At 71.1% G+C, this 18809-nt stretch carries 19 protein-coding genes; 16 read left to right on the top strand and 3 right to left on the bottom strand.

The window, feature by feature from the left end:
- Nucleotides 1-2: 2 nt before the first annotated feature.
- From flhF to ASE76_RS15830, 3 genes are read left to right on the top strand one after another with little or no spacing between them, the layout of a single operon-like run.
- Nucleotides 3-1583, top strand: a complete 1581-nt coding sequence (flhF, locus tag ASE76_RS15820; RefSeq protein ID WP_055841587.1) for a flagellar biosynthesis protein FlhF — start codon at nt 3-5, stop codon at nt 1581-1583.
- Nucleotides 1576-2394 (top strand): hypothetical protein, encoded by an 819-nt coding sequence (locus ASE76_RS15825; RefSeq protein ID WP_156362818.1) that lies wholly within the window; start codon nt 1576-1578, stop codon nt 2392-2394. Before flhF ends, ASE76_RS15825 begins: the two co-directional genes overlap by 8 nt.
- Nucleotides 2394-3107 carry an RNA polymerase sigma factor FliA gene (locus ASE76_RS15830; protein ID WP_055841593.1) on the top strand — a complete coding sequence of 238 codons (714 nt, stop codon included), beginning with the start codon at nt 2394-2396 and terminating at the stop codon, nt 3105-3107. Before ASE76_RS15825 ends, ASE76_RS15830 begins: the two co-directional genes overlap by 1 nt.
- Before the next feature lie 356 nt (nt 3108-3463).
- On the opposite strand, the gene ASE76_RS15835 is transcribed toward ASE76_RS15830, so the two are convergent.
- The 3 genes from ASE76_RS15835 to flgA form a co-directional block, all read right to left on the bottom strand.
- Entirely contained in the window at nt 3464-3865 is a 402-nt protein-coding gene (locus ASE76_RS15835) for a hypothetical protein (protein ID WP_055841598.1), read from the bottom strand.
- A gap of 34 nt (nt 3866-3899) precedes the next feature.
- Entirely contained in the window at nt 3900-4256 is a 357-nt protein-coding gene (gene flgM, locus ASE76_RS15840; RefSeq protein WP_055841601.1) for a flagellar biosynthesis anti-sigma factor FlgM, read from the bottom strand.
- Nucleotides 4257-4437: 181 nt separating this feature from the next.
- A complete protein-coding gene (gene flgA, locus ASE76_RS15845; protein ID WP_055841937.1) occupies nt 4438-5205 on the bottom strand; it encodes a flagellar basal body P-ring formation chaperone FlgA in 768 nt (255 codons plus the stop codon).
- A 470-nt stretch (nt 5206-5675) separates the two neighbouring features.
- On the opposite strand from flgA, the gene ASE76_RS15850 reads away from it, so the two are divergent.
- From ASE76_RS15850 to ASE76_RS15910, 13 genes are all read left to right on the top strand, one after another.
- A complete protein-coding gene (locus tag ASE76_RS15850; protein ID WP_055841604.1) occupies nt 5676-6146 on the top strand; it encodes a flagellar basal body protein in 471 nt (156 codons plus the stop codon).
- A gap of 33 nt (nt 6147-6179) precedes the next feature.
- Nucleotides 6180-6584 (top strand): flagellar basal body rod protein FlgC, encoded by a 405-nt coding sequence (flgC, locus tag ASE76_RS15855; RefSeq protein ID WP_055841607.1) that lies wholly within the window; start codon nt 6180-6182, stop codon nt 6582-6584.
- A gap of 34 nt (nt 6585-6618) precedes the next feature.
- Entirely contained in the window at nt 6619-7320 is a 702-nt protein-coding gene (locus ASE76_RS15860; protein ID WP_055841610.1) for a flagellar hook assembly protein FlgD, read from the top strand.
- 76 nt (nt 7321-7396) lie between these two features.
- Nucleotides 7397-8599: a flagellar hook protein FlgE gene (flgE, locus tag ASE76_RS15865; protein WP_055841613.1), complete on the top strand. Its 1203-nt coding sequence runs from the start codon at nt 7397-7399 to the stop codon at nt 8597-8599.
- A gap of 181 nt (nt 8600-8780) precedes the next feature.
- The gene (locus ASE76_RS15870) at nt 8781-9521 is read left to right on the top strand and encodes a flagellar basal body rod protein FlgF (protein ID WP_055841616.1); all 741 of its coding nucleotides are present in this window, start codon (nt 8781-8783) and stop codon (nt 9519-9521) included.
- A gap of 41 nt (nt 9522-9562) precedes the next feature.
- Nucleotides 9563-10345, top strand: a complete 783-nt coding sequence (flgG, locus tag ASE76_RS15875; RefSeq protein ID WP_055841619.1) for a flagellar basal-body rod protein FlgG — start codon at nt 9563-9565, stop codon at nt 10343-10345.
- Nucleotides 10345-11034: a flagellar basal body L-ring protein FlgH gene (locus ASE76_RS15880; RefSeq protein ID WP_055841622.1), complete on the top strand. Its 690-nt coding sequence runs from the start codon at nt 10345-10347 to the stop codon at nt 11032-11034. Before flgG ends, ASE76_RS15880 begins: the two co-directional genes overlap by 1 nt.
- Nucleotides 11035-11053: 19 nt before the next feature.
- The gene (locus tag ASE76_RS15885) at nt 11054-12232 is read left to right on the top strand and encodes a flagellar basal body P-ring protein FlgI (protein WP_055841626.1); all 1179 of its coding nucleotides are present in this window, start codon (nt 11054-11056) and stop codon (nt 12230-12232) included.
- 43 nt (nt 12233-12275) lie between these two features.
- Nucleotides 12276-13310 carry a flagellar assembly peptidoglycan hydrolase FlgJ gene (gene flgJ, locus ASE76_RS15890; RefSeq protein WP_082448646.1) on the top strand — a complete coding sequence of 345 codons (1035 nt, stop codon included), beginning with the start codon at nt 12276-12278 and terminating at the stop codon, nt 13308-13310.
- A gap of 64 nt (nt 13311-13374) precedes the next feature.
- Complete coding sequence (flgK, locus tag ASE76_RS15895) at nt 13375-15306, top strand: flagellar hook-associated protein FlgK (RefSeq protein ID WP_055841629.1); 1932 nt, start codon at nt 13375-13377, stop codon at nt 15304-15306.
- Nucleotides 15307-15332: 26 nt separating this feature from the next.
- On the top strand, nt 15333-16574 hold the full coding sequence (gene flgL, locus ASE76_RS15900) for a flagellar hook-associated protein FlgL (RefSeq protein WP_236698497.1): 1242 nt from the start codon (nt 15333-15335) through the stop codon (nt 16572-16574).
- An 84-nt stretch (nt 16575-16658) separates the two neighbouring features.
- On the top strand, nt 16659-17939 hold the full coding sequence (locus ASE76_RS15905) for an HDOD domain-containing protein (protein WP_055841635.1): 1281 nt from the start codon (nt 16659-16661) through the stop codon (nt 17937-17939).
- 82 nt (nt 17940-18021) lie between these two features.
- Entirely contained in the window at nt 18022-18693 is a 672-nt protein-coding gene (locus tag ASE76_RS15910) for an alpha/beta hydrolase (RefSeq protein ID WP_055841638.1), read from the top strand.
- The last annotated feature ends 116 nt before the right edge of the window (nt 18694-18809 follow it).

An 18809-nucleotide genomic window follows, 5' to 3' on the forward strand; every position in this document is an offset into this window, starting at 1 on the left:
GCATGAACATCCAACGTTTCCACGCCGCCACGTCCCGCGAAGCCCTGGCCAAGGCCCGCGCCGCCTTCGGCGACGGCACGCTGATTCTCTCCAACCGCCCGACGGCGACCGGGGTGGAAGTGGTGGCCACGGCCGAGGATGCCCTCTCCGCGCTCGACCAGGAACCGCAGGCCGCAGCCGCCCCGGCCGCCGCCTCGCCCTCGCCGCTGCAGGCCCGCGCCGCCGCCCAGATCGACAAGCCCCTGGCCAAGGCCACGCCCAAGCCGCTCGCCAAACCGGCCGCCCGCAACCTGGTGCAGGAAGACACCGAACAGCTCGCGATGAGCACCCTCTCGTTCCAGGACTATGTGCGCGAGCGGATGCTGCGCCGCCGCCACGAGGCCTTGAACGGCCAGGCCGACGGCCTGCGCACCGACGAAGCCCTGGCCGACATGCCCGCCGCGCCTGCCCCGGCACCTGCCGTCGCGGCCCCCGTCGCCCCGATCGCGGTGCGCCCGGCCGCCGCCCCCGCCCGCCCCGCGCCGGCCCGCCAGGTGCAGCACCAGTTCGAGGCGCCGGCCCCCCGCGCCCGTGCCGCCGCGCCGGTCATGGCCTCGGCCCCGGCCCCGTCGCAGCAGGGCATCGTCGACGAGCTGCAGGCGATGAAGGAGCTGATCGAGGACCGCTTCAACACCCTCTCCTGGCTGGGCCAGGCGCGCCAGGACCCGATCCAGTCGAACCTGATGCTCAAGCTGATCCGCGCCGGCTACTCTCCCGCGCTGGCCCGCGCCGTGCTGGAGCGCATGCCGCCCGACGCCGATGCCGGCGAAGCCGTGCGCTGGCTGATGGACGTGCTGGAGCGCAACCTGCGCACCGACGCCGAAGCCCGTCCGCTGGCTGAGGAAGGCGGCATCTTCGCGCTGGTCGGCGCCACCGGCGTCGGCAAGACCACCACCGCCGCCAAGCTGGCCGCCCAGTGCGCCCGGCTCTATGGCCCGGCCAGCGTCGGCCTGATCACGCTCGACACCTACCGCATCGCCGCCCACGAGCAGCTGCGCGCCTACGGACGCATGCTGGGCGTGGTGGCCCACCTGGCCCACGACCGCGCCGCCCTGCAGGACCTGCTGGGCCTGCTGGCGGGCAAGAAGATGGTGTTGATCGACACCACCGGCGTGGCGCCGCGCGACCCGCGCAAGCGCGACATGCTCGACGTGCTGGACCTGCCCGGCGTGCAGCGCCTGATGGTGCTGAATGCCGGCGGCCACGGCGACACCCTCGACGACGTCGTCACCTCGTTCAAGACCAGCGGCGCCCAGCAGGCGATCCTGTCGAAGACCGACGAAGCGGTGAAGCTCGGTCCCGCGGTAGACGCCCTGATCCGCCACCAGCTGGTGCTGCGCGGCGTGGCCAACGGCCAGCGCGTGCCCGAAGACTGGGAAGAGGCCGATGCCGGCCAACTGGTGCGCGCCTCGATGCGCTCGCCCGCCAAGTCGGCCTTCGACCCCAAGGCGGCCGACCTGAGCTTCTTCTTCTCGCAGGCCTCGTCGTCGTCTTCCGCCGGCGCGCCGTCCGACACCCGTGGCCGGAGCATGCTCCATGCTTGACGCCTTGCTGGACCAGGGAGCCGGCCTGCGGATGCAGACGCCCCAGGCCGCCACCCGCCTGGCCGCGCTCGTCGCCCAGGGCGATGCCGATACCGAGCTGCCGCTGCTCTGGCAGCTCTGCGCCGCCCTGCAGGCTCTCGGCTACCAGGTCGCGGTGCTGGACGGCACCAGCGCCGAGCACCTGCATTCGCCCGGCCTGCTGCAGCTGCTCGACGGCAGCATCGGCGCCGACGACGATTTCGACCCCGCGTCCGCGCCGTGCGGCCTGTCTGTGTTCCCCGCGGCCCTGGGCCTGCGGGCGATGGCCGGCGAGCACAACCTGCGCGCAGAAGACGCCCTGCGCCTGGCGCGGCTGCTGCGGCCGCACGACATCGTGCTGCTGTACGCGCCGGCCGAGGTGGTCGCCCACTGGGCGGCCGACTGCGCCATCGCGCCGGTGCTGCCGGCCGCGCCCCTGCAGTCGGGCGTGCTGGCGGCCTACCGGTCGCTGCGCACCCTGCATGCGGCCGGCATCGCGCCGACAGTGGCCTCGGTCGTCACCCGCACCGGCATGGCCACCGCCGCCAGCGCGCAGGCGGCCCGCGAGAACCTGGCCCGCTGCGCAGAGGCCTGGCTGGGCCTGCAGATCGAGGTGCTGCGGGTGCGCGCCGTGCCGCCGGAGAACGGCCTGCCCGCCGCGTCGGGCGACGTGCACCGGCTCGCGCTGCGGCTGATCGAAGGCGCCGCCACCCTCGCGGCGCACGCCCTGCCTTTCCCTGCGCCCGCCACGGGCGCACACTACGCGGCTGAACGTATCGTCCGGAGCCATTGATGTACACCGCCAAAGGCCAACTCGACCGCGAGGCCATGATCCGCCAGTACGTGCCGCTGGTGCGTCGGCTGGCGCACCACATGATCGCGAAGCTGCCGCCAAACATCGAGATCGACGACCTGATCCAGGTCGGGATGATGGGCCTGGCCGAGGCGCTGTCGCGCTACCAGGCCAGCCAGGGCGTGCAGTTCGAGACATTCGCCACCCAGCGGATCCGCGGCGCCATGATCGACGAGCTGCGCGAGGGCGACTGGATGAGCCGCGGCTCGCGCAAGAGCCAGAAGGACATCGAGCACGCGGTGCGCCGGCTGGAGCAGCGCCTGGGCCGCAGCCCGCTCGAATCCGAGATCGCCGCCGAGCTGGAGATGACGCTCACCGACTACCAGAGCCTGCTGGCCAAGGTGCGCGGCACCCAGCTGGTGTACCTGGAAGACATGGGCGCCGGCCAGGACGACGACAGCTTCCTCGACCGCCACGTGGCCGACAGCGACGCCGACCCGATGCAGCAGCTGCGCGACCAGCGCCTGCGCACCAGCCTGGTCGCCGCCATCGAGGGCCTGCCGGAGCGCGAGAAGTTCATCATGAGCATGTACTACGACGACGACATGAACCTCAAGGAAATCGCCGCCGTGCTGGGCATCACCGAGTCGCGGGTGTGCCAGCTGCACAGCCAGTCAATCGCGCGCCTGCGGGCGCGGATGCGGGCGCACTGACGTCCCCGGGGCGGCGCGCACTTCGCGCGTCTTCGCCTTACTTTCCAGCCAAACAGGGCTGTAGCCGGCGTCATGCGCCGGCTTTCAGCTATTTAATTCATAGCAATCTGCTCTAGACCGTCAGCACGGGAGATCCACCTGCGGGTCGGCGTCCTCGGACGCCCGGTCTCGGTGTGCGAGTGCGGGGGCGTGGAAAACAGAGGGGTGGGGAAGATCGGTGTCTGACAACGCCACACGGTTCACCCCGGATCGAATGGCCCGGAGCCTCTCCGTAGGGGCCTAGACTGTTTTTTCAGTGCCTGACAGGCCTGTAGCCGGCGTCCCGCGCCGGCCTCCAGCTATCTATTTAGTAGCAATCAGCCGAAGCGGCTGCGCATCGCGCCGCCGGCGCCGTAGGTGACGGCTTTCTTGGCGGCGACGTCGGGGAGCAAGGAGGCGACGGCGCGGTCGACGATGGCCATGCGGCGGGCCATCTGGGTGCGGTGCTGGGCGAGGGCGGCGCCGGCCTGGCGGACACGGGCCTGGAGCGGGCTGCACGCGGCGACGGCCTGGGCGGCGCCGGGGACGTCGAGGCAGCGGGAGAAGTCGGCGGTGGCGTTGCGCAGCGCGGTCGCCACGGCCTGCAGGCCGTCGGGGTGGCCGGACACCATCGCCTCGGCCATGGCGGCCAGCTGCACCTCGACCGGGGCCAGGCCTTGCGACACGAAGGCCTGGAGGCGTTCGGCGGAGGGGGCGGTGGGCGTGTGGGCTGCGGTCATGGCGGTGGGAGCGTCGGGGCGCTGGGGTGGGGCGTCAGGCGCCGCCGGCTTCGGAGCGGTCTGCGTCCGAAGCGTTGCGGCGCAGCACCTGTTGTGCGTTGGACAGGAGCTTGTCGGCGATGGCACCGGCATTGACCTTGTAGGTGCCCTGGGCGATGGCGGCCTTCACTTCGGCCACCTTGGCGGCGTTGAAGTCGCCGCTTGTGTCGGCGGCGACGCCGGCGGTGGCCCGCGTCTCCATCGAGCGGGCCAGGTTCGACACGGTGACCGTCGCGGCGGGCGCTGCCGCCGCAGCCGGTGCGGCCGGGGCGGCGCTGCCGGCGGCGGGCGCACCCGGTCGGGCGGCGGGCGCCTTGGGCAGGTCGGCTGGCGGTGAGGGGTTGATCTTCATGGCTTTTCTCCATCGCCTCGCAGGGTAGGAGGCGGCACAGGAGTTGTTTCGGCGGTCGGGGCCGGAACTTTAGGGCCAATTGCAACTTTTTGCAGCACCCGGGTCACGCCCGACGGCCGGCACAGGGCCGTCGCAGGGGAGGAGCCGTCGGTGCGGAGCGCCATGGTCGTTGTATCGGCGCCTACAGCGCCATCTGTACCGTCTGCGAATCGACCACGGTGCCGTTCATGATGCGCCCGTTGTCCATCCGTACCCGGACCTGCTGGCCCACGAAGCCGGCGTTGATCGCCTGGCCGCCCGAGGTGACGGCGAAGCCCGGGCCCTGCGCCACGATGCGCACCTGGCTGCCGGCGCCGAAGGCCTGCGGCGCCCGCACCAACGATTGGCGCAGCGGCTGGCCGGGCTGCAGGGCGCGGGTGACGGTGGTGCCGATCCACTGGGCCGGGTCGGAGACGATGGGCGAGGCGTCCTCGGCCCAGTCGACCTCGGCCTCGACCGCGTCGCCCGCCGCCAGCGTGGTGCCGGGCGCCACCGCCCCCTGCACCACCCAGGCGGGCCCAAAGGCCTTCACCGTGACCGGCAAGAAGACGTTCCAGCGCACCGCACCCTCCAGGCAGCGCAGGCCCAGCCGGGTCTTGCCCCAGAGGCGCATGCCGGGCGGCAGATAGGGCTCGACCCGGGCGCAGGGCGCCAGCCGCAGCCGGCTGTCGAGGGCCCCCAGGCTCACCTCCATCCGCAGCGGCATGTTGGCCGACGCCGGCGCCTGGGCGACGGCGGCATCGAGGAACTGGCGGCTGGCGGCGGCGATGTCGGGGGCCGCCTCCAGGCCCGGCGCCGCCGCTGCGGCAGCGGGCACGGCGGCCGGCGCAGGCGCGGCGGCGGCCACGGCGGCAACGGGTGCCGCGGGCACGGCGGCGCCGATCGGCGGCATGGGGTAGGCCGGCGCCATCGGGGCGGCGGAGGCGACCACCGCGGCCGGCGCCTTGGGGGCAACGGCCGGAGAGGCAGCGGCGGCGGCCACCGGCTGCGCCTTGGTCAGCGCGGCCAGTTGGGCGGCCTGCATCGCCTGGACGGATGCCGGGGTCTGCACGGGCTTGGCGGGTGCCGCGGCGCCAGGCGCGGTAGCGGAAGCAGCAAGCTCGGCCGCGGCGAAGGCGCCGGCCGGCAGCCATGCCGCCGCCAGCAGGCAGAGCGAAGTCGAAAGAGGGGTGCGCATGGCGGTGGTCTCCCACAGTGGCCGGGACACCGACTGTAGGACGGCCCGCGGCGGGCAAGGGGGCGAACTGCGGCGGCTTCACCCCCTTCATCGCCGGTTCGGGCGGCGGCTTCGGTTTTCATAATTCCTCCCACGTGGAGAACCGTGCCACCCCCGGTACCGCCCTCCTGCCCCACCACCCAACGCCGACGACGGCCGCGCCCATGCTCGACAAGCTCACACAGGCAATTGATTTCCAAGGCAAGGCCCTGGTGATGCGCGCCGAGCGTCAGCGCAACATCGCCAGCAACATCGCCAATGCCGACACGCCCGGCTACGCCGCCCGCGACTTCAAGTTCGCCGACGCGATGCGCGACGCCACCGGCAGCGGCGGCACCGCCCTCGGCGCGCTGCGCCTGGCGGCGCCCCAGTCGGGCGGCGCGGCCGGCAGCACGGTGGCGATGGGCTCCGGCGCCGGCCACATCCCGCTGACCTCGTCGATGGGCTCGCTGCAAACCGGCACCGGCCCCAGGATGGACTACACGGTGCAGAGCCAGCCCAGCATGGACGGCAACAGCGTAGACCTCGACCGCGAGCGCGCGGCCTTCACCGACAACTCGGTCCGCTACGAGGCCACGCTGCGTTTCATCAACGGCTCGGCCAAGACGATGCTGACCGCCATCCAGGGCCAGTAGGCCCGGGCGCACGCATCACCCAGGAGTTTTGCCATGTCGATGTTCTCTATCTTCAATATCTCGGGCAGCGCGGTGGGCGCGCAGTCGCAGCGCCTGAACGTGGTGGCCAGCAACCTGGCCAACGTCGACGCGGTGGCCGGCCCCGACGGCAAGGCCTACCAGGCGCGCCAGGTGGTGTTCCAGACGGTGCCCTACGGCAACGAGGGCACCGCCGGCGTGAAGGTGTCGTCCATCTCCGAGAACACCGCGCCCGGCCGCAAGCTGCTCGACCCGAGCAACCCCGCCGCCGACGCGCAGGGCTATGTGACCCACTCCAACGTGAACGCGGTCGAGGAGATGGTCAACATGATCTCGGCCTCGCGGGCGTACCAGAACAACGTCGAGGTGATGAACACCGCCAAGTCGCTGCTGCTCAAGACCCTGCAGATGGGCCAGTAGGCCCCGAGCCCCCCAGACACCACCGGAAACCGCCATGGCCACCACCAACAACGTCGCTGCCGCCACCTCCAGTAGCACCTACACCTACACGCCGACGACCGACGCCAGCAAGGCGGCGACCGGCGCGGCCGCCAACGCGGCCAACGATCCGGCCACGGCGCAGGACCGGTTCCTGAAACTACTGGTGGCGCAGCTCACCAACCAGGACCCGATGAACCCGATGGACAACGCGCAGATGACCTCGCAGATCGCGCAGATCAACACCGTCACCGGCATCACCCAGCTCAACAGCACCGTCAAGGACATGGCGGCCCAGCTGGCGGCCACGCAGGGCATGCAGGCGGCGGCGCTCGTCGGCCGCACGGTGCAGGCCGAGGGCGACACGCTCTCGATCGACAAGACCAGCAAGGCCGGCACCGGCAGCTTCGAGCTGGCCGGCTCGGCCTCCAGCGTGGTGGTGAACGTGGCCACCGCCAGCGGCAAGTCGCTCGGCAGCATCAACATGGGCACCCTTGGCGCCGGTGCGCACGACTTCAGCTTCGACGCCTCGGGCTACACCGGCACCGAGCCGCTCAAGTTCACGGTGGAGGCCACCAACAAGGGCACCGCCGTCACCAGCACCTCGCTCACCAGGAGCACCGTCACCAGCGTCGGCTCCGACAGCAGCGGCGCGCTGACGCTCAACCTGGGCAACGGCAGCAGCGTCGCCTACGGCAAGGTCAAGGCGATCAGCTGACCGGCCCCGCCGCACCGCCCCGTCCCCCCCCCCCTCTTCCACCCGCCACGGCCACCATCCACCAGGAGCACCGACCATGTCATTCCAGCAAGGGCTTTCGGGCCTCAACGCCTCCAGCCGCAACCTCGACGTCATCGGCCACAACATCGCCAATGCCAACACCACCGGCATGAAGGCCTCGCGCGCCGAATTCTCGGAGCTGTACGCCGGCAACATCGGCACCTCGGGCGGCACCGCGGCGGGCATCGGCGTGGCGGTCAGCACCGTGTCGCAGCAGTTCAGCCAGGGCAACATCACCACCACCGGCAACAGCCTCGACGTGTCGATCAACGGCAGCGGCTTCTTCACCGTGGCCCAGCCCAACGGCGACCTGGCCTACACCCGCGCCGGCAACTTCAAGCTGGACGCGGCCGGCAACATCATCACCAACGACGGCGCCAAGCTGCAGGGCGACATCATCGACCCGGTGACCGGCGCGATCAGCAAGGGCGCCCTCACCGTGCCCACCGGCAAGGGCGTGGCCGGCAAGGAGACCACCACCGGCAAGCTGGAGCTGAACCTCGACACCCGCGCCCCGGTGGCCTCGGCCCAGGTGCCGCCCACGCCCACCACCACCTACGGCACGTCGCTCAACGTCTACGACAAGCAGGGCACCGCGATCCCGGTGAACCTGTACTTCGTGAAGACCGGCCCCAACGCCTGGAACGCCTACACCAAGCCCGACGCCAGCGACACGCCCACCGCGCTGACCTTCGACACCAGCGGCAAGCTGCTGACCCCCAGCCCGGCCACGATGACGCTGACCGGCCTGCAGAACGCGGGCAGCACCAGCGACCCGGTCACCGTCGCCTTCGACCTGAGCGGCATGACCCAGAACGCCTCGTCGTTCGCGGTGTCCGACCTCACCCAGAACGGCTACGCGCCCGGCCAGCTCACCGGCATGTCGATCGAGAACGACGGCACGCTGACCACCCGCTACTCCAACGGCCAGACCCAGTCGGCCGGCCGGGTGACGCTGTCGAACTTCCGCAACGTGCAGGGCCTGGAGGTCTCCAACGGCGGCTACTGGAAGCAGACCGCCGCCTCGGGCGCACCCATCACCAGCAACCCCGGCTCGGGCAGCTTCGGCCAGCTGCGCTCCGGCGCGCTGGAAGATTCCACCGTCGACCTGACCGGCGAGCTGGTGAACATGATGACCGCGCAGCGGGCCTACCAGGCCAATGCGCAGACCATCAAGACGCAGGACCAGGTGATGTCCACCCTGGTGAATCTGAGGTGACATCCCCCCAGGCTGCGCGCTGCGCGCTTCGCCTACCCCCCTTCCGCTGCGCGAAGGGGGGCGACGCCGGCGGCCAGGCGAAGCCTGTTCCGCGGCGTCCGCTGGGAGGGAGCCGCGTGGGTGGCCTGGGTTGCGGTCTGCGCGGAGCGCGCGGGCTGCGTCGATTTTTGAAAGGTTGTGCATGGACCGTTTGATCTACACCTCGATGACCGGCGCCAGCGCCGCTGCGGCGCGGCAGACGGTGCTGGCCAACAACCTGGCCAATGCCTCGACCAACGGCTTTCGGGCCGAGCTGTCGCAATTCCGGGCAGTGCCGCTCAACGGCAACGGCGCCAGCACCCGTGTGTTCTCGGTCGAGACGACCGCGGGCTTCGACGACCGGCGCGGCGCGATGCAGCCCACCGGCCGCAACATGGACGCGATGGCGCAGGGCAACGCCTGGTTCGCGGTGCAGGGGCTCGACGGTACCGAGGCCTACACCAAGAACGGCACGCTCGAGATCAACGCCCAGGGCACCCTGGTCAACAGCGTCGGCCTGACGGTGCTCTCCGACGGCGGCGCGCCGATCGACGTACCGCCGGGCGCGCAGATCGCGCTGGGCCAGGACGGCACCATCACCGCCAAGACCGACGGCCAGCCGCCCGCCACGCTGGGCCGCCTGAAGCTGGCCACGCCTACGCCCGAAGACCCGATGAAGCGCAGCGACGACGGCCTGTTCCGCGCCCGCTCCGGCGACCCCGTGCCGCAGGACGCGCTGGCCCGCATCCAGACCGGCGCGGTGGAAAGCTCCAACGTCAACCCGGTCGAGGCGATGGTCGGGATGATCGCCGCCGCCCGCCAGTTCGAGCAGCAGATGCGCCTGATGCAGAACGCCGAGACCAACGACAAGACCGCCAGCAAGCTGCTGAGCATGCAGGGCTGATGCCCGCGCCACCAGCCCCCACATTTCCAAGGTAGCCCGCCATGATCAATTCGCTCTGGATCTCCAAAACCGGCATGGAAGCCCAGCAGACCCAGCTGGACGTCATCTCGCACAACCTGGCCAACGTCTCCACCAACGGCTACAAGCGCGCCACGGCGGTGTTCGAGGACCTGATGTACCAGAACATGCGCCAGGTGGGGGCCAACAGCACCGAGCAGGCGCAGCTGCCCACCGGCCTGCAGCTCGGCCTGGGCGTGCGCACCGTCGCCACCAGCCGCTCGTTCGCCCAGGGCAGCCTGCAGCAGTCGGGCAACGTGATGGACGTGGCGATCAAGGGCAACGGCTTCTTCCAGGTGACCCAGGCCGACGGCACGCTGGGCTACACCCGCGACGGTTCCTTCCAGGTCAACGCCCAGGGCCAGCTGGTCACCGCCACCGGCCTGCCGGTCGCCAGCGGCGTGACCATTCCCGCCAACGCGCAGAGCGTCTCGATCGCGGCCGACGGCACGGTGAGCGTCACCACCAGCGGCGCCGCCGCGCCGCAGCAGGTCGGCACGATCGCGCTGGCCAACTTCATCAATCCGGCCGGCCTGGAGCCGCGCGGGCAGAACCTGTTCACCGAGACCGCCGCCTCCGGCCAGCCCCAGCAGGGCACCGCGGGCCTGAACGGCCTGGGCTCGCTGATGCAGGGCTACACCGAGACCTCCAACGTCAACGTGGTGCAGGAGCTGGTCACCATGATCCAGACCCAGCGCGCCTACGAGATGAATTCCAAGGCCGTGACCACCTCCGACCAGATGCTGCAGAAGCTGGGACAACTGTGATGACGAACCTCCGCACTCTTCTGATCCCCGTGCTGGCCGCAGCCGCCGGCCTGCTGCTCGCCGGCTGCGAGACCACCCGGCCGCAGGTCGACATGGCCATCACCTCGGCCCCGCCGATCACCTACACCACCGCGGCCAAGCCGCCGGTGACCGGCGGCCTGTTCCACGTCAGCCAGTTCCGCCCGGCCTTCGAGGACCGGCGCGCCCGGCTGGTGGGCGACAGCCTGACCATCCTGATTTCGGAGAACGTTTCGGCCAGCCAGAAGTCGTCGTCCACCACCGACCGGGCCAGCAGCGCCAAGGCGGGCATCACCGCCCTGCCCTTCTTCGGCGCCGCGTCGCTCGCGGCCAACACCGGCATCGGCGCCTCGACCGCCAACACCTTCGCCGGCAAGGGCGGCACCGAAAGCGCCAACACCTTCACCGGCACGATCACCGGCACCGTGGTGCAGGTGCTGCCCAACGGCTACCTGATGATCGCCGCCGAAAAGCAGATCGGGGTGAACCAGAACGTCGACGTGATGCGCTTCACCGGCACCGTCGATCCGCGGGCGATCCTGCCGGGCAACGTGATCCCGTCCACCCAGGTGGCCAACGTGCGGGTCGACTCGCGCGGCCGGGGCGCGCAGGACGAAGCGCAGACAGTAGGCTGGTTTTCCCGCGTCTTTTCCAGCTATAGCCCTTTCTGATCGTCCGCAGAATGCAGCCATGGCACTGCATTCCCCCATCGCTTCCGTCGCCGCCGCTCCCCGCGGCGCATCCGGCCTGCTGCAGGCGGCCCGGCTGGCCGCCGCGGCGCTGCTGGCCCTGGCGGGCCTGGGCATGGCCCTGCCGGCCCAGGCGATCCGCATCAAGGAAGTGGCCCAGATCGCCGGCGCCCGCAGCAACAAGCTGACGGGTTACGGCCTGGTGGTGGGCCTCGACGGCACCGGCGACCAGACCACCCAGATGCCGGTCACCACGCAGAGCCTGTCCAACTACCTGCAGCAGCTCGGCATCACGCTGCCGGCCGCCGCCCTCTCCCAGCTCCAGTTGAAGAACGTGGCCGCGGTGATGGTCACCGCCGACATGCCGGCCTTCGCCCAGCCGGGGCAGGCGATCGACATCAACGTGTCGTCGATCGGCAACTCCAAGTCGCTCAAGGGCGGCACCCTCATCGTCACGCCGCTGCGCGGGGTGGACGGCGAGATCTACGCCCTGGCCCAGGGCAACATGGTGATCGCCGGTGCCGGCGCCGCCGCCGGCGGCAGCAAGGTGCAGATCAACCACCTGAGCGCCGGCCGCATCCCCGGCGGCGCGCAGGTCGAGCGGATCATCCCGTCGCCGCTGCAGGAGGGCACGACGATCAACCTCGACCTGAACGCCACCGATTTCCAGACCGCCCGCCGCGTCGCCCAGATCATCAACAGCCGCATCGGCGCCGGCACCGCCCAGGCGCTCGACGGCCGCACGGTGCAGGTGCAGGCGCCGCTCGACCCGAGCACCCGCGTCGGCTTCATCGCCGACCTGGAAGAGCTGCCGCTGGAACTGTCCACGCCCGCGGCCAAGGTGGTGGTGAACGCCCGCACCGGCTCGATCGTGCTGAACCAGTCGGTCACGCTCGGCCCCTGCGCCATCGCGCACGGCAACCTGGCGATCACGATCAGCTCGAGCCCGGTCATCAGCCAGCCCGGCGCCTTCTCCGGCGGCCAGACGGTGGTGGCGCAGAAGAGCGACATCCAGATCAAGCAGGAGCCCGGCACGCTGCTGACGCTGCCCGCATCGCCGCAGCTCGCCGACGTGGTGCGGGCGCTGAATTCGCTCGGCGCCACGCCGCAGGACCTGCTGGCCATCCTGCAGGCCATCAAGGCCGCCGGCGCGCTCAATGCCGAGCTGGAAGTGATCTGACGGGAGCACCTGCATGGCCATCTCCTCCGCTGCCTCCTCCGTGATGTCCAACGCGTCCCTGCTCGGGACGGGTGGGCAGAACGCCGTCTCGTCCAACGCCCTGGCGGCCGATGCGCGCAACCTCAACTCGCTCAAGGCCCAGGCCGGACAGGACAGCCCCAAGGCGATCCGCGAGACGGCCAAGCAGCTCGAGTCGCTCTTCATGCGCGAGCTGTTGAAGAGCATGCGCGAGGCCACGATGAAATCGGGCCTGACCGACAACGCCGGCACCGACCTGGGCACCGACATGCTCGACCAGCAGTTCGCGGTCCAGATGTCGGGCCAGCGCGGCGGCCTGTCGGACCTGATCGCCAAGCAGCTTTCGCGGCAGACCAGCGGCGCGGATGCCGACGGCGACGCCGCGCCGATGGAATTCAAGGTGCCCTCGACCCTGTCGCTCGGCCGGTTCGACGCCAGCGGCATCACCGGTGCGGCCGGCGCCGCCGCCGCCGCGGCCACCGTGGCGCCGGCGAGCCGGGTGCGCACCACCCAGACGCAGGCGGGCTTCGTGGAACAGCATGCCGACGTCGCCGCCCGCGTGGGCCAGGACAGCGGCATCCCGGCCGCCTTCATGGTCGGCCAGGCCGGCCACGAGACCGGCTGGGGCAAGAGCGAGATCCGGATGAAGGACGGCAGCAACTCGTACAACCTGTTCGGCATCAAGGCCGGCGGCGGCTGGACCGGCAAGGTCGCCGAGATCACCACCACCGAATACGTCGGCGGCAAGGCGCAGAAGGTCACGGCCAAGTTCAGGGCCTACGACAGCTACGAGGATTCGTTCCGCGACTACGCCCGGATGATCAACGAGAGCCCGCGCTACGCCGCCGCCCGCGGCAAGACCGATTCGGCCCTCGGCTACGCCACCGAACTGAAGCGCGCCGGCTACGCCACCGACCCGGCCTACGCCAGCAAGCTGAGCCGCGCGATCAAGAGCACCGAGCAGCTGCAGCGCGCCCAGCAGGCGCAGGCCGCCGTGCCGGCACCCGCGGCCGGTACCGGCAACGGCACCGCCACCGTCTTCGCGGGCAACGCGGCATGACACCGCACGCCGCCGTCCGGTCGAGCCGCCCGGCCGCCGCCCTGCGCGGCGCAGGGGCCGCGCCATGAGCGGGCTGCTGAACGTCGGCACCCGGGCGCTGCTGGCCAACCAGGCCGCGCTCTCGACCACCGGCCACAACATCGCCAACGTCAACACCGTCGGCTACTCGCGCCAGACGGTGGTGATGGGCCAGGTGCAGGGCCAGAACACCGGCAGCGGCTATATCGGCAAGGGCGTGCAGATCGTCACGGTCGACCGCCAGCACAGCGACTTCCTGATCAAGCAGAGCACCGCGGCCAATTCGGTCGCCGCAGGCGACACCGCGCGCGCCACCAAGCTCTACCAGATGGAGGACGTGTTCCCCGGCGGCGCGACCGGCCTGGGCGCGGCGATCACCGACCTGATGGGCGCCTTCAGCGACGCGGCGATCACCCCCACCGACCTGACCGCCCGCTCGGTCGCGCTGGCCCGCACCGACGAGCTGGCCACCCGCTTCAACAACGCGTCGGCCCGGCTCGACGACCTGGCCAGCTCCACCAAGCAGGAGCTGGGCTCGGCCGTCACCGCGGTCAACCGGCTCACCGCGCAGATCGCCGAGGTCAACGAGCAGATCGCCCGCGCCACCAGCAGCGGCCATGCGCCCAACGACCTGCTGGACAAGCGCGACCAGTTCATCAACGACCTGAACGGCTACGTGCAGACCTCGCAGCTGGCGGCCGAGGACGGCACCGTCAACGTGTTCCTGGGCAGCCAGCCGCTGGTGCTGGGCGTGACGGTGACGCCGCTGACGCTCAACACCGACGACCCGACCGGCGCCAAGCTGACCATCGTGCGCAACAACGCGACGACGGTGCTCGACGAGAACACCATCGGCGGCGGCAGCATCGCCGGCCTGCTGAAGTTCAACAACGGCGACCTGGCCGACGCCCGCAACCAGCTGGGCCGGATGGCGGTGACCGTGTCCTCGCTGGTCAATGCGCAGCATGCGGTGGGCGTAGACCTGAACGGCAAGCAGGGCACCGCGCTCTTCACCACGCCGCAGGTGGACAACGTCTACGACAGCACCGGCGTGAAAAGCACCGCGGTGGGCGTGACGCTCACCGACACCACCGCGCTGAAGGCGACCAACTACGAACTGCACTTCGACGCCGCCGGAACCGGCGGCACGCTGATCCGCACCTCCGACGGCAGCAAGGAAGCGTTCACCATCGCCGGTGGCGCCCTGACCTTCGCCGGCGGCACCGCCGCCACGCTCGACGGACTGCGCTTCGCCGTCGGCACGCCGGCGCCCGCGGGCAACAGCACCCTCACCGCCAAGCCTTTCGAGGTGTCGGCCGCGAAGATCAAGAGCACCGTCTCCGATCCGCGCGCACTGGCCGTGGCCAGCCCGATCCAGCCGACGCTGGGCACCACCAACACCGGCACGCTGGCGGTGGCCTCGATCGCCGCCACGCCGGCGCTGGCGCTGCCCACCAGCAACCTGACGCTGACCTTCGCGAAGGCGGTGGCCCCGTCGACGCAGGACACCTACAGCTATACCGACGCCGGCGGCGCCACCGTCATGGCCAACTACGTGCCGGGCCAGGCGATCGTGGTCGAAGGCCGCAGCATCACCCTGAAGGGCACGCCCGCGGCCGGCGACACCGTCACCATCGGCGCGGCCACTGCGGCCTACCGCGGCACCAGCGCCGGCAACGCGGGCGCCCTGGCCGGCATCGCCGACGTGGCGGCGTTCGACGGCGCGACCGTCTCGGACGGCTACTCCGGCATCATCGCCGGCGTGGGGCTGCGGGTACAGAACGCGCAGTACGCGTCGCAGGTGTCGTCGTCCATCGCCAAGAGCCTGACGGCCGACAAGACCGCCATCTCGGGCGTCAACCTCGACGAGGAAGCCGGCAACCTGCTGATGTACCAGCAGGCCTACCAGGCGTCGGCCAAGCTGATCCAGGTGTCGCAGAGCATCTTCGACTCGCTGATCCAGACCATGGGCCGCTGACGCGCCGCATTGCAGGAGACCACCCCGTGACCGCACCCTTTTCCCGCATGGGCACCGCCAACTCCTACGAGACGGCGCTGCGCAACCTCTCGGCCCGGCAGAACTCGCTCGTCACCCTGCAGGGCCAGATGAGCGCCAACAAGTCGGTGCTGCGCGGCAGCGACGACCCGACCGCCGCTGCCGCGGCCGAGCGCGCCACCACCCGGCTCTCGCGCATCGACTCGGAGCAGCGCGCCCTGGCCGCCCAGCGCAACACGATCCAGAACGCCGAGAGCACGCTCGGCAGCGTCAACTCGGCGATCCAGGATTTCCGCGACTTGGTGGTGCAGGCCGGCAGCGGCGTCTACAACGCGACCGACCGGGCCAGCATCGCGCAGCAGCTTACCTCGCTGCGCGACCAGATCCTGGCCTATGCCAACGAGAAGGACACCAACGGCCAGCCGCTCTTCGGCGGCCTGGGCAGCGGCGTGGCGCCCTTCGTCGACGGCAGCGGCAACGTGAGCTACGACGCGGTCGCCGGCCAGAACGCCAGCGCCGGCAACGCGATCTCCAACACGATCGACGGCAAGGCGACCTTCATGAACGTGCCCACCGGCAACGGCGTGTTCACCGTCGACCTGGCCAAGGACGCGACCGGCAAGGTGACCAACACCGGCACCGCCTCGACCGACGCGGGCAAGGTGACCGACCCGTCGGCCCTCACCGGCAACGGCTACAGCATCAGCTTCGCGCTCGACGCGGCCGGCAAGACCACCTACACCGTCACCAACACCACGACCGGCACCGCCGCGCTCACCAACCAGCCCTATGTCGCCGGCAACGCGATCGCGTTCGACGGCCTCTCGCTGACCGTCAAGGGCAACCCGGCGGTGGGCGACACGATCAACGTCGGCACCAGCACCACCAGCAACCTGTTCAAGACGCTGGACGACGCGATCTCCACCATCGGCAAGGCGGGCGCCAACGTCGGCGCGATCGGCCAGGCGGTGACCAACGCGCTGGTGCAGCTCGACGCGGGCCTGACCCGTACCTCGGCCAGCCGCGGCTACGCCGGCGAGCTGCTCAACCGGGCCGACCGGATCAGCGACGTGCAGGATGCGCGCACCACGCAGGTCACCTCCGACCTGTCGGTGGCCGAGGGCTCCGACCAGGACAGCCAGATCAAGCGCATCTCGGATTTCCAGAACCAGCAGACCGGCTACTCGGCCGCGCTGCAGTCGTACGCGCAGATCCAGAAGCTGTCGCTGTTCAACTTCATCGGCGGCTGATCGTTTGCCCCGGGGCCGCAGGCCGGGCCGCCCGGCTACGATGGCGCCCTCGATCCGATCCCACGCCTCTGCGCCGCGCACTGCATGACCGCTTCCGTTCTCGACAGCATCACCCTCGGCTACCAGCCGCTCTGGGGACCGCGCCGCACGCTGGCGGGCGTGGCGCTCTTCGTGCGCACCGTGGACGCCGGGGTGGACGCCCAGCATCTGCTCGACGCCATCCAGGACCTGCTGCCGGCCGAGGCACCGCCCCTCTTCCTGGTGGTGCAGTCGCAGCGCCTGCTGATCGACCTGCTCGACCATGCGCGGCCGCCGCTGCCCGCCGGCCGCACGCCCACCTTCTCCACCAACGGATTGTTCGCCCCCACCATCGTCGTGATGGCCGAGGCCCTGGGCCGGCCGGGCGTGGCCGAATCGGTGCGGCGCGCCTACCGCCGCGGGCTGCAGCTGGTCTGGAAGGGCGACGCCGCCCTGCCGCCCGACCACACGATCGCCAACTGCTTCGCCCGCCACTGGCTGACGCTGCCGCCCGGCATGGCCGCCCAGGCGCTGCACGAGGCACGGCGCCCTGCGCCCGACTACGGCAGCGGCCAGGCCGTGCCGCCGGGCATCTGGCCGCCGGGCCACATCTTCGGCGAGCTGCCGAGCCTGGCCCTGGCCGACTATTGCCTGCAGCGCTGCGGCGCGCTGGCCGTGGCCGGCTGGCCGGCCGAAGACACCGTCTACCACCTGCGCCACAAGCCGCTGGAGCCGGAGCACGCGGTGGTGCTGGCGACGCTGCAGGCGCTGGAGGCCGACCGCCCGGCCGAGCAGGTCGACCGCATCCTCTGCGACGACCCGCTGCTCGCCTACCGCTTCCTGGTGTATGCCAACTCGCCGGGCGTGGGACTGCGCGGCAAGGCCGAATCGGTCCGGCACGCGCTGATGATGCTGGGCACCTCGACCCTGGCACGCTGGCTGGCCGAGCAGCTGCCCCACGCCAGCCACGACACCGCGCTGCGGCCGGTGAAGGCCACCCTGGTGCTGCGCGGCCGGCTGATGGAGCACCTGCTGGAGTCGGGCGTGGAAGGCGCACTGCGCCGCGAAGTCGCGATGTGCGGCCTGTTCTCGGGCCTGGACCACCTGCTCGACCAGCCGCTGGGCGCGATCCTCAACAGCCTGCCGCTGTCGAGCCGGCTCTACGACGCGGCGGTGCTCCACACCGGCCCCTACGCCGAGGCGCTGCAGATGGCGATGGCCCTGGAATCGGCCGACACGCCCGCCACCCATGCGCTGGGCAAGCGCCACGGCATGCCGCCCGAGGACGTCAACCGCTCGCTGCTGCGGGTGGTGGCCGGCCTGCAGGCAGATGCGCTGCTGATCTAGCGAGCCGGCCTGCGGCGGCAGGCCTGCCTCTCGCCCCGGCCCGGGCGGTATGCTCGTCGCCCCTTCACCCGGCAGACGGCGCATGACCCCCACTTCCTCCCCCATCGAGATCGAGACCGGCCCGCAGCCGCGCGCCAGCATCGTCGTGCTGCACGGCCTGGGCGCCAGCGGCGAGGATTTCGTGCCCTTCGCCGACGAACTGGACCTGGCCGCCGTCGGCCCGGTGCGCTTCGTGTTCCCCTTCGCGCCGGTGCAGCCGGTCACCATCAACGGCGGCTATGCGATGCCCGCGTGGTACGACATCTTCCCCGAGGTCGGCGGCCAGCGGCAGGAGGACGACGCCGGCCTGCGCCGCTCGCAGGCGCTGCTGGAGGCGCTGATCGCGCAGGAGAAGGCCCGGGGCGTGCCGGCCGGCCGCATCGTCGTCGCCGGCTTCTCGCAGGGCTGCGCGATGGCGCTGATGACCGGCGTGCGCCATGCCGAGCCGCTGGCCGGCATCGTCGGCCTGTCGGGCTACCTGCCGGTGGCGGCCACCACCGCCGCCGAGCGCAGCGCCGCGAACCGGCGCACGCCGATCTTCCTGGCCCACGGACGGCAGGACGGCGTGGTGACGCTGCCCCGCGCCGAGGCGACGCGCGACGCGCTGCAGGCGCTGGGCTACCCGGTCGAGTGGCATACCTACCCGATGCAGCACACGGTATGCCCGCAGGAAGTGGCCGACCTCAACCGGTTCCTGCTGCAGGTTCTGGGCTGAACCTGCATCCTGCGCGCATGATCTTTTGACCGGATCGGCCTCCAGCCGGCGCTGCAAGCCGACCACCAGCTATACATTCGATAGCACGCGGTCGGCGGCGGGCGGGCATTGCGGCG

Origin of the sequence: Xylophilus sp. Leaf220, from assembly GCF_001421705.1 — a bacterium.
Taxonomy (GTDB): Bacteria; Pseudomonadota; Gammaproteobacteria; order Burkholderiales; family Burkholderiaceae_C; genus Xylophilus.